The 15,099-nt window shown below is 67.1% G+C and carries 17 protein-coding genes and 1 tRNA gene; 9 read left to right on the plus strand and 9 right to left on the minus strand.

Annotated features, from left to right (window positions below; all coding sequences use genetic code 11):
* Positions 1-82 precede the first annotated feature (82 nt).
* The 4 genes from LR393_RS17605 to LR393_RS17620 all read left to right on the plus strand — a co-directional run bounded on the left by LR393_RS17605 (position 83) and on the right by LR393_RS17620 (position 3,638).
* On the plus strand, positions 83-1,126 hold the full coding sequence (locus LR393_RS17605) for a crotonase/enoyl-CoA hydratase family protein (RefSeq protein ID WP_231485033.1): 1,044 nt from the start codon (positions 83-85) through the stop codon (positions 1,124-1,126).
* A gap of 15 nt (positions 1,127-1,141) precedes the next feature.
* Positions 1,142-1,831, plus strand: a complete 690-nt coding sequence (locus LR393_RS17610; RefSeq protein ID WP_231485034.1) for an enoyl-CoA hydratase-related protein — start codon at positions 1,142-1,144, stop codon at positions 1,829-1,831.
* A gap of 227 nt (positions 1,832-2,058) precedes the next feature.
* On the plus strand, positions 2,059-3,048 hold the full coding sequence (locus LR393_RS17615) for a CAP domain-containing protein (protein ID WP_231485035.1): 990 nt from the start codon (positions 2,059-2,061) through the stop codon (positions 3,046-3,048).
* Between the two features lie 182 nt (positions 3,049-3,230).
* Positions 3,231-3,638 carry a MerR family transcriptional regulator gene (locus LR393_RS17620; protein WP_231485036.1) on the plus strand — a complete coding sequence of 136 codons (408 nt, stop codon included), beginning with the start codon at positions 3,231-3,233 and terminating at the stop codon, positions 3,636-3,638.
* Positions 3,639-3,647: 9 nt separating this feature from the next.
* On the opposite strand, the gene LR393_RS17625 is transcribed toward LR393_RS17620, so the two are convergent.
* From LR393_RS17625 to LR393_RS17650, 6 genes are all read right to left on the minus strand, one after another.
* Positions 3,648-4,154 carry a DUF1707 SHOCT-like domain-containing protein gene (locus LR393_RS17625; protein ID WP_231485037.1) on the minus strand — a complete coding sequence of 169 codons (507 nt, stop codon included), beginning with the start codon at positions 4,152-4,154 and terminating at the stop codon, positions 3,648-3,650.
* 27 nt (positions 4,155-4,181) lie between these two features.
* The gene (locus tag LR393_RS17630) at positions 4,182-6,308 is read right to left on the minus strand and encodes a putative bifunctional diguanylate cyclase/phosphodiesterase (protein ID WP_231485038.1); all 2,127 of its coding nucleotides are present in this window, start codon (positions 6,306-6,308) and stop codon (positions 4,182-4,184) included.
* An 88-nt stretch (positions 6,309-6,396) separates the two neighbouring features.
* Entirely contained in the window at positions 6,397-7,128 is a 732-nt protein-coding gene (locus LR393_RS17635) for a M10 family metallopeptidase domain-containing protein (RefSeq protein WP_231485039.1), read from the minus strand.
* A 156-nt stretch (positions 7,129-7,284) separates the two neighbouring features.
* Entirely contained in the window at positions 7,285-7,818 is a 534-nt protein-coding gene (locus LR393_RS17640) for a 2'-5' RNA ligase family protein (protein WP_231485040.1), read from the minus strand.
* Positions 7,819-7,847: 29 nt separating this feature from the next.
* A complete protein-coding gene (locus tag LR393_RS17645) occupies positions 7,848-8,546 on the minus strand; it encodes a DUF3632 domain-containing protein (protein WP_231485041.1) in 699 nt (232 codons plus the stop codon).
* A gap of 216 nt (positions 8,547-8,762) precedes the next feature.
* Positions 8,763-9,044 (minus strand): Lrp/AsnC family transcriptional regulator, encoded by a 282-nt coding sequence (locus LR393_RS17650; protein ID WP_231485042.1) that lies wholly within the window; start codon positions 9,042-9,044, stop codon positions 8,763-8,765.
* Positions 9,045-9,209: 165 nt separating this feature from the next.
* On the opposite strand from LR393_RS17650, the gene LR393_RS17655 reads away from it, so the two are divergent.
* Complete coding sequence (locus LR393_RS17655) at positions 9,210-10,082, plus strand: SAM-dependent methyltransferase (RefSeq protein WP_231485043.1); 873 nt, start codon at positions 9,210-9,212, stop codon at positions 10,080-10,082.
* Positions 10,083-10,086: 4 nt separating this feature from the next.
* On the opposite strand, the gene LR393_RS17660 is transcribed toward LR393_RS17655, so the two are convergent.
* On the minus strand, positions 10,087-10,683 hold the full coding sequence (locus tag LR393_RS17660) for an ATP-binding protein (RefSeq protein ID WP_231485044.1): 597 nt from the start codon (positions 10,681-10,683) through the stop codon (positions 10,087-10,089).
* 327 nt (positions 10,684-11,010) lie between these two features.
* On the opposite strand from LR393_RS17660, the gene LR393_RS17665 reads away from it, so the two are divergent.
* Complete coding sequence (locus LR393_RS17665) at positions 11,011-11,868, plus strand: helix-turn-helix domain-containing protein (RefSeq protein WP_231485045.1); 858 nt, start codon at positions 11,011-11,013, stop codon at positions 11,866-11,868.
* 229 nt (positions 11,869-12,097) lie between these two features.
* A complete protein-coding gene (locus tag LR393_RS17670) occupies positions 12,098-12,331 on the plus strand; it encodes a DUF397 domain-containing protein (RefSeq protein ID WP_231485046.1) in 234 nt (77 codons plus the stop codon).
* A 21-nt stretch (positions 12,332-12,352) separates the two neighbouring features.
* Here the strand turns inward: LR393_RS17670 and LR393_RS17675 are convergent, their stop codons facing one another.
* A complete protein-coding gene (locus LR393_RS17675) occupies positions 12,353-13,510 on the minus strand; it encodes a PrsW family intramembrane metalloprotease (RefSeq protein WP_231485047.1) in 1,158 nt (385 codons plus the stop codon).
* Between the two features lie 78 nt (positions 13,511-13,588).
* Between LR393_RS17675 and orn the strand changes: the two genes are divergently transcribed.
* Together orn and LR393_RS17685 are read left to right on the plus strand one after the other, a co-directional pair.
* A complete protein-coding gene (gene orn / locus LR393_RS17680; RefSeq protein WP_231485048.1) occupies positions 13,589-14,215 on the plus strand; it encodes an oligoribonuclease in 627 nt (208 codons plus the stop codon).
* A 162-nt stretch (positions 14,216-14,377) separates the two neighbouring features.
* Positions 14,378-14,450 (plus strand) — tRNA-Lys (locus tag LR393_RS17685).
* Positions 14,451-14,539: 89 nt separating this feature from the next.
* Here the strand turns inward: LR393_RS17685 and LR393_RS17690 are convergent.
* Complete coding sequence (locus tag LR393_RS17690) at positions 14,540-15,031, minus strand: metallophosphoesterase family protein (RefSeq protein ID WP_345718578.1); 492 nt, start codon at positions 15,029-15,031, stop codon at positions 14,540-14,542.
* Positions 15,032-15,099: the final 68 nt, after the last annotated feature.

Genomic DNA, 15,099 nt, shown 5'->3' on the forward strand with positions numbered 1-15,099 from the left:
GCGTCCACTCGAAGGGGGACTTACAGTGGTCCGTGCCGAATCAACCGATAGTTCCAGATTCCGATGGCGGGAGCAGGAGCAGATGACCGACCAGGTGAAGCACGCTCGACCGGCTGTTCAGTACGAAATTCCGGGCACGCCGTTGGTGTCGTTGGACGTCCGTCGGCTGGGGGTGTCCGGGGCCGGTCCGGAGCGGGCTGGAACCGAGGACGCGGCAAAGGGCGCCCTCACGTGGTCGGGCGACGGTGAGGAAGCCGCGGTAGCGGGGCGAACGGACTCAGCGGTGCGAGGGGATTCGTCGGAATCGGCCGAGTCACCGGAGCAAGTAGGACCGGTGGGACACGTGGCGGAGGTGACTCTGATCGGCCCGGGCAAGGGGAATCTGCTGGGGCCGGACTTCTGGGCCGAGCTGCCGCGGGTGTTCACCGCCTTGGACAGGGACGAGACGATCCGGGCGGTGGTGCTTGCCGGGAGCGGCGGGACGTTCTCGTACGGCCTGGACCTCATGGCCTTCGGCCGGCGCTGGCAGGGCCTGTTCAAAGGTGACCCCGGACTGGCCGGACCCCGCACCAGGTTGCACGACGAGATCCGCGTGATGCAGGACGCCGTGACTGCGATCGCCGAGTGCCGTAAACCGCTGGTGGCAGCGGTAAGTGGTTGGTGCATCGGTGGCGGGGTGGACGTGATTGCGGCCTGTGACGTGCGTTATGCCAGTTCGGAGGCCCGATTCAGCGTGCGTGAGGTGCGGATGGCAATGGTTGCGGACCTCGGCAGTCTGCAACGTCTTCCGGCCATCATCGGCGACGGTCATTTCCGGGAACTGGCTCTGACCGGAAAAAACATCGACGCTGCCTGGGCTGAGCGGATCGGTCTGGTGAACCGGGTACTTCCAGGTCCGGACGAGGTGCTCGCCACCGCTCGCGAGTTCGCCGATGAGGTGGCCAAGAATCCGCCGCTGACGGTTCAGGGGGTGAAACAGGTCCTCGACGCGGAGCGGGCGAGTAGGGTGCAAAGCGGACTCAAGCAAGTGGCGGCCTGGAATGCGGCGTTCATGTCCTCTGAAGACCTGGTCGAGGCGGTCACCGCGTTCTCCGAACGTCGCAGCCCCGATTTCACCGGCCGTTGAGGAGAAGACCCGACGATGCCCAGCCTGACCCGAACCGGCGAAGTCTTCGTACTCGACCTCGGGGACGACGAGAACCGGTTCCGTCCCGACTGGATGGCCGCGGTGAGTGGTGCACTCGACGATGTCGCCGTGGCTGACGGTCCCCGCGCGCTGGTGACCACGGGCACGGGCAAGATCTACTCGAACGGGCTCGATCTCGACTGGCTGCGGGATCAGGACGACCAGCGGTTCATCGACTACGTGGTCGCGGTCCACGAACTGTTCGCGAAGTTGCTCGAACTCCCGATACCGACCGTCGCGGCGGTACAGGGGCATGCTTTCGCGGCCGGGGCCATGCTCACGCTCGCTCACGACTTCCGGGTCATGCGGGCCGACCGCGGCTGGTTCTGCCTGCCGGAAGTAGACCTGGGCATCCCGTTCACCCGGGCCATGTCCTCGCTCATCCAGGCGCGCCTCACCCCTCAGGCCGCGCATGAGGCCATGACCTCGGGGAGACGCTACGCCGCCCCGGAGGCGCGCGCCCGGGACATCGTCGACCAGATTGTCGAGGAGAGCGAGGTGCTGTCCACCGCGGTGAAGTATGCGGCCGGCCTCGCACCCAAGGCGGGTGAGGCGCTGGGACGGATCAAGAGCACCATGTACGCGCCGACCCTGGCCCGGCTGCGCGACACCGAGTCGGACGACCTGGTGATCAGGTCGGTGTGATCAGGTCGGTGTGATCAGGCTGGTGTGATCAGGCTGGGTGTGATCACACCGGCGCCCAGAGCGGCTCCGGGCAAGGCCACAAGCCATCACCAAGCCTGTGTTAAGCCTCGCCGGAACAGTGCAGGTGACGAGGTCAGGGGCACTTTGCTGCGTTTTCCCGGCACTGTGCCGGTGCTAGCTTCGAAAATGGAACAACCGCCGCGAGCACGTTTGGGAGTCTTGTCCTCATGCACAGTCAGTCGTCGAACTGGACGAGGAACGCCATCTTCGTCCTGGCTCCGCTGACCCTGATCGCGCTCCTGGCAGTGTTCGTCGGGCCGTCGCTGTTCGGGTCGAAGGACGAGTCGAAAACCAAGCTCGCGTCCGCCAACTTCGACGCCGGCGCCACACCGTCTTCCTCGTCGACCACCGCGCCCACGCCGGAGTCGACGCAGTCCGCCGCGGCGGTCTCGGCCGCGCCGAAGAACCTGGGCACGGTCAGTGGTGTCTACACGTTCAAGGGCCCGAAGCGGGTAAAGGCAGGCAGCCTGGTTGTTTTCGTGGTCGACGGTAAGAAGCGTGTGGTCGTGAAGGACGAGAAGGCTCCTTACGCGCTGCGTCTCAAGACGACGTCGCTGCCCAACGGCAAGTACACGGTCAGCGTGCTCACCTCGCAGTCGGGCAAGAGCGCCAAGGTGGCCACGTACTCGCTGACGATCAACAACAAGAAGAAGACGCCGACCACCAAGCCGACCGCGACGCCGGGCAAGACACCGACGTCGAAGCCGAGCACCCCGGCCGGTAAGCCGACCACCACGACGACCACGACGTCCTCAAGTGGTGGTGGTACGGGTGGCACCCGGGCCCAGAAGGTTCTCTCGATCGTCAACACCAAGCGGGCCGCCGCCGGCTGCAAGGCTCTCAAACTGAACTCCAAGCTGACCGCGGCCGCGCAGGGCCACAGCGAAGACATGGCGAAGAAAAACTACTTCGACCACAACAGCCAGGACGGCCGCAGCCCGTTCGACCGCATGTCCGACGCGGGCTACAAGTTCGGCGCCGCGGCCGAGAACATCGCGATGGGCCAGCAGACTCCCGCCGCCGTGATGGATTCCTGGATGAACTCCGCCGGGCACAAGGCGAACATCCTCAACTGCACGTACACCGAGATGGGCCTGGGTTACGCAGTCGGCAACGGCTCGCCCTACTGGACCCAGACCTTCGGTTCCCCGCTGTAGGGATGCGGCGGCCGACCGTTCTGTTCGTGTGGGACCCCCACCAGGTGTTGCGCCACGTGAGTGTCTCTCAGCGTGCTCTCAGCGCAGATCTGGCATACGGCCAGCGCGGCTCCGAAGAGCTTGCGTAAACTGACGCGTCGCGGCTGGTCGACAGGACCGGCAGGACGGCGTGAAGGGGAGAGATGGCGGAGCCCACGATGCATATCGGCGAGGTGGCTGAGCGTGTCGGACTCTCCCTGCGCACGATCCGCTACTACGAAGAGGTCGGCCTGATCGCTCCCTCGGCGCGGAGCCAGGGCGGTTTCCGGCTCTACCTGGAAGCCGACGTCACCCGGCTCCAGCTGGTCAAGGACATGAAGCCGCTCGGGTTCAGCCTCGACGAGATGCGTGATCTGCTCGGCGTACTCGACAAGCTCGACGCCACGGACACGGCGGACGAGGGTCACGACCAGACCGTCGAGCGCCTGGCCATGTACCGCGTCGCCGCCGATGCCCGCTGCGATGCTCTGCGGGGTCAGCTACGCATCGCCGAGTCGTTCGCCGGAACGCTGCGCAACCGCCTCACGATCCACCGCGAACGTAGTAGCTGAAGAACCCCGTTACTTCTCCCGCTCCCGCCGGCGGGCAGCCTCGGGACCCGTGCCCTCGCGTCCGTCCGGACCGTAGACGAGCAACGCCACGATCGGGATGACGAGGAACCACAACCACGTCCGCGTCACGAAGAACAGGATCACCGCCAGGATCGGCGTGATCGACACGATCGTGGTCGCGTACGGCTCCGCGATGTTGAGTACCCCTCGGCTCGGCACCCGGGCGGGCCCGGGGTCCGGCTCGACGGGCGGGGCACCCGGGGTGAGCGACTCGACGACCGGTGGCGCAACCGGCGACGCAACAGCCGGCAAGTCGGTGAAGAGCTCATCCAGCTCTGATTCGTACTGCGCCTTCTCGGCCTGGACCGACCGCTTCTCGTATTCCTGGGAGTTGATCCGCCCGGCCCCGTAATGCTGCTTCAGCGCTTCCATCGCGGACAACCGCTCGACATGACCGATCCGGATGCCCGGTTCCGGGCTGGGCTCGGAGGAGTCGGCAGGCACGGTGTCACTCATGAGGCCCATCCTGGCACCCCCGGTCCGCTACTGCTGCGGTGGTTGGTCCTGACCGTTCTGGCTGTCCCGTCCGTCCTGGCTGCCCTGACCGTCCCGGCTGTCCCGGCTGTCCTGGGGATCGTTGTCCGGTGAGTTGGTGCTGATCCAGTCCATGATCTCGCTGGACGGCAGGGGCGGTGTGAAGAAATATCCCTGGGCCGCGTTGACACCCAGCTCGTTCAGCGCCGCCAGGATCTCCGCGGTCTCCACCCCCTCGGCCACGACCTGGAGGTTGAGGTTGTGCCCGAGCTCGACCACCGACCGCACGATCGCGGCGTCGTTCGGCCCGTTGAGCATGTCCTGCACGAAGATCCTGTCGATCTTCAGCTCGTTCAGCGGCAGCTCGGCCAGGGTACCCAGATTGGTGAAGCCCTCACCGAAGTCGTCCAGGCTCAACCGCACCCCGGCCCCCGACAGATGCTGCATGACCACGCCGGCCCGTTCCGGGTCGGCGGTCAGGGCAGCCTCGGTGATCTCCAGCATGAGCGAGCCCGGCCTGGCGCCGGTCTCGGCCAGTGCGTCGAAGACCATCTGCGGCAGGTCCAGGTGGTTCAGGCTGCGCTCAGAGATATTGACGGCGACGGACAGGTCGTCGCGCACCTGCTGCCATACCGTGAGCTGGTGCAGGGCGGTCGTGAGTACCCAGCGGGTCAGGTCGTCGATCAGCCCGGTCTGCTCGGCCAGCGGCACGAACTGGTCGGGGGAGAGCAGCCCTCGGTCCGGGTGCTGCCAGCGCACCAGCGCCTCGACGCAGGTGACGTGACCGTCCGGCTGGTCGATCTTGGGCTGGTAGTGCAGGCGCAGCTCGTCGTTGTCGATGGCGGCGCGCAGTTGCCCGATCATCGCGAGGCGGTCCGGACTGTAGTTGTTCTGCTCGTCGTCGTAACAGACCAGCTTGCTGTGCGAGGTCTTGGCCACGTGCAGCGCCACGTCGGCGCGGTCGAGCAGTACGTCGGCGTTGGTACCGTTCTTGGGCATGAAGACGACGCCCATGCTGCCGGTCACCCGCACCGGTACGTCGACATCGTCGAGGAGGATGTCCTGCTCGACGGCCCGGTTGATCCGTCCGGCGGCGGCCTCGATCTGGTCCTGCTTCTCGACCCCGGCCAGGATCAGGCCGTACAGGTCACCGCCGAGACCGGCCACGGTGTCCACCGCGCGCACGGTGTCGCGCAGGCGCTGGGCCACGGTCGTCAGCACGGTGTCGCCGTTGACCGGGCCGATGGCCTCGTTGATGTCGCGGAAACCGTCGAGGTTGAACAGCACCACAGCCGCGCCACCACCCCGTCGCCCGGGGCCGAGGTGGATGCCGCCACCGCGTTCCACCAGGGTCGCGGTCTGCGAGATCCGGTCGGCGAACAGGGCCTTGTTGGGCAGGTCGGTGAGGGCGTCGTGCAGCGCCTGGTGCTCGAATTTCGCCGCGGTGCGGGCCAGTTCACGGGTGAACCACCAGACCAGCGAGGCCAGCACCAGGTAGAGGGTGAGCAGCCCGGTGCCCAGGGCCAGATACAGCCGGTGCAGGCCGGAGTTCATCTGCGCGGCGATCGGCGCGTACGGCAACTCGACCTGGAGAACACCGATCAGGACATGCGTACGGACGTTGTACAGAGGCGCGAACGCCTCGATCACCTCGAGCTTCTGGCCGGCCTGGGTGCTCGTGACGATCGAGGCCGTCGGATCGCCCTTCAGCGCTGTCAGCACGTCGGCGGCCGACTGGCCGTCCAGATCGGTGCTGTCACCGACCGCCGGGCCGTACCGCAGCCCGGAACCGTCCGAGCTGTAGACGATGCGCAGGTCGGGGCCCCGCAGCCGGAAGCGGGTGATGACACCGCTGTCCACCTGGGTGTCGGCCAGCCGGTCCAGCCGGCTGCGCTCGATCACGGTGACGCCGTTCTTCAGCGTGACCGAGTCGAGCTGCGTGTCGGTGATCAGACGGGAGATGAGTGCCGCCTGCAGGCGGCCCTGGGCCACCCCGCGGTCCCGCAGCTCCGTCCGGTACTGCGTGGCCATCACCGTCCCCAGTGCCAGCACCGGAACGAGGCTGATCACGGCCAGGGTCACGAAGAATCGCGCCCCCGCGTGCAGACTCCACCACTGCCGGACCCGCTGCGACATTGCCCCCATGGAAAAGCTCATCGGCACTGAGCCAATCGACTGAAGCCCATTGACTGATCCCTGTCGCCCGATTCCGTCGGACGAAGCCTCAGTTGTAGTCGGTGATGTTGACGCGGGACGGCACGCTGATGCAGCCGGCCTTCGTCCCGAGCTTGGTCAGACCCTGCACATCGCCCGTCGCAAAACCGTTGGGCGACTTGGCGGTCAGGTCGGGGAACATCTGCTGGGCCTTGCTGCGCACATGGTCCAGCCCGGTGGCGTGGCCCATCTCGTGCAGGATCACGTTGCCCTGCCGGTTGCCCGGCCCGAAACCCGGCTTCAGCTTGTTCATCCCGCTGGGGATGAGAACGGCGTAACCGCGGACCACGGCCGCCCCTTCACCGTCGCCGCCGTACCAGGTCGCCCACAGCACGCCGCCGTACCCCAGGGAGTTCTCGCTGAAGGAGAAGTTGGTGGTCTTCGGGTTGATGACGGCCACGACGATGTCGGCCGGCGCCGAGGCCAGGTTCTCCTGACGCGGGATGAACGTGGTGGTTCCGGCGTAGCGGTACTTCATCCCGGTCACCTTCGTCACGCGGGCCACGGCGGTCTGGATCTGCTTGAGCATCGCGGGACGCTGACCCGCCGGCCAGCCCGACAGGTTGACCCGCCAGACGATGGCCTGCTGGCACGGGTTCCAGCGCGCGGTCGTCGTACTCCCGCTCGCCAGCTGGGCGCTGCGCAACGTGTAATTGAGGCCGAGCGCCGCCTTCTCGCCGGTGAGGTTCCAGGCGAGCATCGGCGTGATCATGACGAGGGACAGCAGCATCAGTGCCAGCATGAGCTTGAGAGCAGCCCCCCGCCGGCCCCCCCGAACGCGTGACGGCTGGACGCGTGAGTGCTGAACGCGCGAGTGATCCACGTCTGACTCATCGTGCCTGCGGTGCCCGTTCTCAACAGCTTTCTCGACAGCGGAGGGGCAGACTGCCCGGACGGGTCAGTCGTGGTTGCCCAGAGTGAACACGTCAAGGGTTCGCCACGAGTCCGGAGTGTCCGACCCGGCGATCAGGTGCACGGAAGAGACGGAGGCGGTCAGCGGGAGCCGGCTCGTCACCTCGACGGCCGCCTCCTGCAGCACATCGACCGGGTGCCCGTGGCCCAGCGTCAGGTGGGGATGGTCGCCGTCGTGCGCACCGCCGTAGGGAGGCGTCTGCGGGAAGTGACCCCACGCCGCCGCCGTGAGCTGCCGGAAGGCGATGTCCGGGTACGGGGCCAGCCAGGTCACCGCGTCCCCGAACCAGCGCACCTCGGTGAAGGCGACCTCGAAAGGGGAGTGCCTGGAGAACAGGTCACGCAACGTGGTGCGGGCCTCGTCGTCGATGGCCGACGGCGGCAGGAACGGGAAGAGCACCGTCACGTGGGCGGGAACACCCTTGGCCGCGTTCGCGTCCAGCTTCGCGCGGAACGGGCCCACCACCGGCTCTGCCTCGGGGACGGGCACGATCAGGGCGGACTGTTCCGGAACTGGCATGTGACCAGTATCGACGACGACGTGCCGGTCTACCTCTGGGTACTTCCCTCACGGATACGCCGCTGCCAGTAGCTGAGTCGCGTGGCGCTGAACCCGGACTGGCTGAAGCCCTCTTTCAGCAGCAGCTTCCCCGGTGCCGAGGCCGGGTCGTCCGACCCGTCGAACTGCCGGTCGGCCTCGGACCACTGCCTGAGCTGAGCGGTGAGGTACTTGAACCACTCGGCGGCTGCCATCAGCTCGATCGTGGAGACCTGGGTGGTCTCCTCCAGGCTGGAGCGGATGGTCCACAGCCCGAGCAGGCTGAAATCGAGGCCCGCCACGGTCAGCCGGGCGGCGAAACCGTTGACGTTGCGCCAGGTGTAGTCCGAGGTCTCCGGCGGGGCGGCCCAGTTCCAGGCCTCGCGCATCTGGGAGTTCAGCAGCGGCAGGTCGGTCCAGAGCGTCTGCCCCCAGATCACCTGCGGCTTGGCCGGGTCGGGCCGGACCCCGCGGTCGCGCAGAGCCACGACGAGGTCGATCAGGCGGGTCTGGTCTTCCGGCGCCCGCTGGGACGCCTGACGGATCACCTCGCCCCACGCCGTCCAGAGCCGATCCTGTGAGTCGGCGCCCTTCTCGATCGGGGTGGCGAAGGCGTGCACCGTCCCGGCCAGATCAGGGGTCGCCGTTGTCAGGTACGACCGCATCAGGGCGCGGTAGTACCCGCTCAGTGGAGGCTGGACGGTGCTCATCGATGAGATCATCGCAGCCCTGGAAGGGTGCTTCGATCCCGAATGCGCCTTCCGGACCCGCTTGTCGCGGAGTGAGATCGAAGCGTTACAGACCTCCCGATCACCGTTGCCCACACAGAGCAACGGACGATGTACGGTCCGCTCCGGCGTCGGTGTCCGGGCGCTCCGGTGCCGGTCACCAGGTCACTGACGCGGGGCAGCGGGCTGATGCCTGATCTAGTCGTCGAAACCCGAGGTGAGGGCGTCGTCCACCGCATCGGGGGAGTAGGTGCGGAATGCCAGGTAGGTACGCGTCGACATCACGCCCTCGACCTTGCCCAGTTGGTCGGCGATGACGTCGGCGAGGTCGTCCTGCTTCTCGACACGCACGACGGCGACCAGGTCGACGTCACCGGTCACCGAGTACACCTCCCGCACCCCCTCGATGCCCGCGACCTCCGTCGCGACCTCGGGAATCCGGTCGGGCCTGGCCTGCAACATCACGAACGCGGTGATCACCTGCTCAGGGTAGTACCGGGGCACTCCCCGTGCTCGACGGCCTTCCTCGGGGGTCGAAGTGAGGCTTTAGGCAATACAGAAGGGGGTTTTCCACCATTCAGGCCGCTGTGTTCCCGCGCATAGAGTGAACGGGACCTGGCGAATCGAGTCTGGAGTACGCCGACGATGACGACCCAGCCGCACGAGCCACCGACTGAGCCACCAACCGAGCCACCGACCGGGCAGATCGCCGTCGACTGGTCATGGACCGCGTCCGAACAGGAATGGATCCCGCCGGAGATCGACATCTCCAAGCCCAGTGCCGCGCGAATGTACGACTTCGCGCTCGGTGGCAAGGACAACTTCGCGATCGACCGGCAGGCCGTGCACGAGGTCGGCCGGGTCATCCCCGATCTGCAGGCCTGCGCCCAGGCCAACCGCGGGTTCCTGATCCGGGCCGTCAACGCGATGGCCGAGCTCGGGATCGAGCAGTTCATCGATCTGGGCTCGGGTATCCCCACCTCTCCGAACGTCCACGAGGTGGCCCAGGAGGTCCGGCCCGGCGCGAAGGTGGTGTACGTCGACAACGACCCGATCGTGATGACGTACAACCGCGCTCTGCGCGCCCCGCGGCCGGGTGTTCTCGCGCTCGACCACGACCTGCGCCAGCCCCACGGAATCCTCGACGACCCGCGCCTGAGGGCTCATCTCGACCCGGATCGTCCCGTCGGGCTGCTGTTCGTCGCCGTGCTGCACTTCGTGCGGCGCGAGATGGCCATCAAGGTGGTCGAGCAGTACCGCCGCCTGTTGCCGGCCGGTAGCTACCTGGCGATCTCCGCGATCTGCTCCGATGGCATGGAACCGGCCTCGGTCGAGCTGCTGGAGAAGGTCTACGACAGCTCGCCCACACCGCTCGTCGTGCGGTCGCGTTCCCAGGTGGAGCAGCTCTTCGACGGCACCGAGCTGATCGAGCCCGGCCTGGTCGACGCCACGCAGTGGAAGAACGACGAGAATCCTCTGCCCATCCGGATTCTCGGTGGAGTCGGCAGGATCGTCTGACGGCTCAGGCCGCGCCCTGGATCCGGATCTGCGGAACGGGCTTCTCGACGGCCACCCTCGGGAACATGGCCCACACCGACTTCCCGGGGGCTCGCTGTCCGTCCTTCTCGTCGAGCAGGGTCCAGCCCCAGCAGAGACTCAGGGACTCGATGAGCTGCAGGCCCCGGCCCCCACCGGCGAACGGGTCACGGGGGCGGCGAACGGGTGGTGTGGGGCTCGGGTCGGTCACCGAGAGCACGACGTGAGCACCGCTGCTCACCAGGCTGATCCGGACGGCATCGGCGCGGCGGCGCTGGAGTTCGTCGGGGTCGCCGGCCCGGCCGACCGCGTCGCGCACGCCGTGCTCGATGGCGTTGGTGACGAGTTCGGTGGCGGCCAGCGCGATGTCGTCGGCGACGGACTCGGCGCCCAGGTGGGCCAGACCGCGCCGGACCATGGCCCGGCCCTGGGGAACGGCGTGCAGGGTCACAGGAAGGATGCAGGTGGCGGACCCGGCCTCGAGGACGAGGTCGATCTCGGGAGCGCCCTGCTTGATGTTCTTGGCAGTGCTCTGCTTCGCGGACGGCGCGACGTCCGCGGACTGCGGCTGTGCAATCACCACGACAGGCCCCATACCTCGTTCCCGACCCCGGGGATCCTCGGCCTTTCGCCGGACCGGTTCTCCCTGGGCCACGCGTTGTGCCGGTGCAAACGCTACCGCCAAATGCACGTGCATCTCGAGAGTATCCGATTGATTCGTGCGGATGCACGTGCATCAGGGGTAAATGTGTTCGCAGTCCGAAATTGACCGAAAGCGGCTTCCGCTAGGACTTGGGGTCCGCGAGATGGCACACTGGCACGAGGTCGCGGCATTGCGGCGGGATGAACACGAAGAGCCACGCTCATGGGCGATCGGATCCTCTTTGACTTCAGGTGAGGTGCACACACTGTGACGACGCCGGGTGGACCGACGGTCCGGCGCATTCTGGTGGGCGCCCAGCTACGACGGCTACGGGAGTCGAGAAATCTGACCCGTGAGGCTGCGGGCTATCGCATCCGCGCGTCCGAATCCAAGATTAGCCGTCTCGAGCTCGGCCGGGTCGGATTCAAGGACCGCGACATCGTCGACCTGCTGGAGCTCTACGGCGTCGAGGACGAGGCCCAGCGCGAGATGCTGGTGGCTCTCGCGCGCGAGGCGAACGCCCCGGGCTGGTGGCACAGTTACGACGACGTCCTGCCCAACTGGTTCGAGACGTTCGTCGGCCTCGAAGAGGCCGCCAGCATGATCCGTAGTTACGAGATCCAGTTCCTGCCGGGCCTTCTCCAGACCGAGGCGTATGCCCGCGCGATGGTCAGCTCGGGCGCGCCCAATGCCACGGTGGCCGAGGTCGAGCGCCGGGTGAACTTCCGCGTGAAGCGTCAGGCGATTCTGCGCCGCGACAGCCCGTCGCACCTGTGGACCGTGGTCGACGAGGCCGCTCTGCATCGTCCGGTGGGTGGTGCCAAGGTGATGCGCGAGCAGGTAGAGCATCTGCTCGACATGATGACCTTGCCGAACGTGACGTTGCAGGTCATGCCGTTCCGTTATGGCGGGCACGTGGTGGATGGCGGTGCCTTCACCCTTCTGCGGTTCCCCGAGCCGGAACTGCCCGACACGGTCTATGTGGAGCACCTGACCAGTGCCCATTATCTCGACAAGCCGGACCATGTGGAGCGTTATACGCAGAACATGGATCGGCTCACCGTGGACAGTCTCCCGCCGGACATGACTCGCCGGACGTTGCAGAAGCTGCTCGCTGAGGCCTGAGATCTGCTTTGCAGGGGATAACACCCTTGCGTGCACAACTGCCGATAACTGCGCGTTGCTGACTGTCCACACAGTGTTAAAAACAGTCTAGTAAATGGCCCGACCTGACCGTATAGTCCTGAACTGCCTAGCTGCTCGCGCAAATGCACGTGCAGAAAAAGCGTGCAGAAGGACATGCCAGCGTCCGCGCGACTGGGCACCGTCGTCTGCCCAGTACTTGGAGGTCGAGATGTCGCACTTTCTCAACGGGATGCCGGCTCACCTGATCGACGTACAGTGGAAGAAGTCAGCCCGCAGCGGTTCTCAGGGCAACTGCGTCGAGATGGCAGCGCTGCAGGACGGGCAGGTGGCCGTGCGCAACTCACGGTTCCCGCAGGGGCCGGCCCTGGTCTACACGCACGCGGAGATCGAGGCACTGATCCTGGGCGCCAAGGATGGCGACTTCGACCATCTCCTGGGGTGAGCAGGCCTGATCCAGGGTGATTCAGGGGGCGGGCGGTCCGGGGTGGGGCCGCGGCAGGAAGCGGTCCCGTAGCGTCGACAACGTGGCGAGGACGGCGTACTCCGTGTTCGCGGCGTCCGGCGCGGCAGTTCCCCGGGCCATCCGCTCACGCAGGAAGGCCAGTTCGCTGCCCATCTCCTGGAAGTCCCGCATGGCGCGGCGGGCACCGGTCCCGCCGGTGCGCATGGCCCAGTCGCGGGCCTCGCGGCGGGCCGGCAGGGACGCCAGCATGGCCACCTCGGCCTGGGTCAGCCAGCCCGTCTGCCCGTAGATGTCGAGGTGCTGGGCCACCAGCTTGCCCTCCCGGCGGCGGGCCAGCAGGGCCAGGGAGATGAAGGCGATGAACACGGGCAGCTGCAGGACGGCGTAGGCGGCCGCGAAACCGGCCAGGCCGGACGACGCGGACCAGTTCCAGACCCCGTGCAGCAGAACGGCAACCAGGTACCCGGCGATCGGTGCGAAGACCTTCACCAGTGGATTCTTCGCGCGCACGGCGACCCCGATGCCCACCCCGATCGCGGCCGTGAAGAGCGGGTGCGCGAACGGCGAGACCACACAGCGCAGCAGGAAGACGAAGAGGGTGCCGCCGCCGGTCCCGTCGTTCGCCAGCGTGCGTCCCAGGTAGAGCACGTTCTCCACGTAGGCGAACCCGATGCCCGACATGCCGGCGTAGACAATCCCGTCCACCACCCCGTCGAACTCCCGGCGCCTCATCAGCACGATGAGCACCACGGCCAGGCCCTTGAACGCTTCCTCGACGAAGGGCGCCACGAACACCGCCGCATGCGTCATGTCGCCGCCGGCGTTGCGGATGGCGACCAGCGAGGCGGTGTTGATCACCAGGGCGCCGAAGGTCGACACGCCCGCGCCCCAGGCGAATGCCAGGGCCAGCAGGGACGGTGGTTCGGCCTCGTAACGGTCCAGCCAGAGGAAGGTGGCGATGACCGGGAACACCGGGACGGCCGCCAGCACCGAGCCGGTGACGGCGCCGAGCATGCCGGTCTCCCGGGTGATGGCCAGGAGACTGAGCAGGCCGGTGGCGATCAGCACCACGATCACGGCGACCCAGAGAAGCGTCGTGAAGATGCTCGGACGCCGCTGATGCAGCGCGGGGGTACCGGTGGAAAAGGGCGTGCTCACCCGGTCGAGATTAGCGGCGCGAGGTACCCGGCGGCTCAACCGGAGCCGATGAACGCCTCGGAGCGTAGAGTACCGGCCGTGACATCGGAGAACAGCGAACGTTCGCAGGACCGCATCGTGTGGATCGACTGCGAGATGACCGGCCTCGATCTGGGGAAGGACGCCCTCATCGAGGTGGCTGCGCTAGTCACCGATTCCCAGCTCAACGTGCTCGGCGAGGGTGTTGACGTCGTCATCAGGCCGCCCGACGGCGTGGTGGACACCATGGTGGACGTGGTCCGCACCATGCACACCACCTCGGGCCTGCTCACCGAGCTGGACGGTGGTGTGACGCTTCAGGAGGCCCAGAAGCTCGTACTGGACTACATCAAGGCCTGGGTGCCCGACGCGCGCAAGGCGCCCCTGGCCGGGAACTCGGTCGGCACCGACCGCGCCTTCCTGCTGCGGGACATGCCGGAGATCGACGCACACCTCCACTACCGCATCGTGGACGTCTCCTCGATCAAGGAGCTCGCCCGCCGTTGGTACCCCCGGGTGTATTTCGCCTCCCCGTCCAAGAACGGCGGCCACCGTGCCCTCGCCGACATCCGGGAGAGCATCGAGGAGCTGAAGTACTACCGCGAGGTCCTCTTCGTGCCTCAGCCCGGCCCCGACAGCGAGACGGCCCGGGCTGCCGCGAAGAAGTACGTCCTCCCGCCCTCCTGACCCGCTTCACCCGCCTGCGTGACGGTTCCGGTGCTCTTGGCGGCCCTGGACGCATCTGCGCCGCCCGTCACGCGGTGGGGAGCGGTTACCAATTTCGTAGTTGGGCCGGGGGGCTGGTAATGTTTTCAACGCAGCAAGGAGCCGCAAGGCGCCGAGCAGCGAGGGTCATTAGCTCAATTGGCAGAGCAGCTGACTCTTAATCAGCGGGTTCGGGGTTCAAGTCCCTGATGGCCCACCCTCGGCGAAGGCCAGGTCTACGGACCTGGCCTTTCGTGTTTTGCGAGCTAGCGGTTGCCGCGGCGGGAGCAACCCCGGCCCCGCGCGCTACATCCGGTGCAGCACCACGTCGTGAAGGGCGCCGTTCTCGGCCACGGCCGTGAGGTAAGTGTGATCGGGCTGCTTGCGGCGGTCGGTGGGGGAGCCGGGGTTCAGCAGGCGCAGGCCGCCCGGGGTGGTGGTGTCCCAGGGGATGTGGCTGTGCCCGAAGATCAGTAGGTCGGTGTCGGGGTAGGCCTTGTCGCAGCGCTTCTCCCGGCCGTCGGAGGCGCCCGTCTCGTGCGTCATGGCGATCCGGATGCCTTCGAGCTCCACCCGCGCCACCTCCGGCAGGCGCCGGCGCAGGCCCGGCCCGTCGTTGTTGCCCCACACCCCGACCACGCGTCTCGCCCGGCGCTCCAGCTTGTCCAGCAGCGACTCCAGCACCCAGTCGCCGGCGTGGAACACCACATCGGCCTCCGCCACGCCGTCCCAGACCTGAGCGGGCAGGTCCTGTCCACGCTTGGGCAGGTGGGTGTCGGACATGATCAGCAGCTTCACCGGCACGTCTCGACAGTACGGCAGGTCCGGGATCGGGTTGAATCGGATGTCAGGGTGGACGCGCGTGC

The sequence above is a fragment of the Kineosporia mesophila genome (assembly GCF_021129235.1).
In the GTDB taxonomy this organism is placed as follows: Bacteria; Actinomycetota; Actinomycetes; order Actinomycetales; family Kineosporiaceae; genus Kineosporia; species Kineosporia mesophila.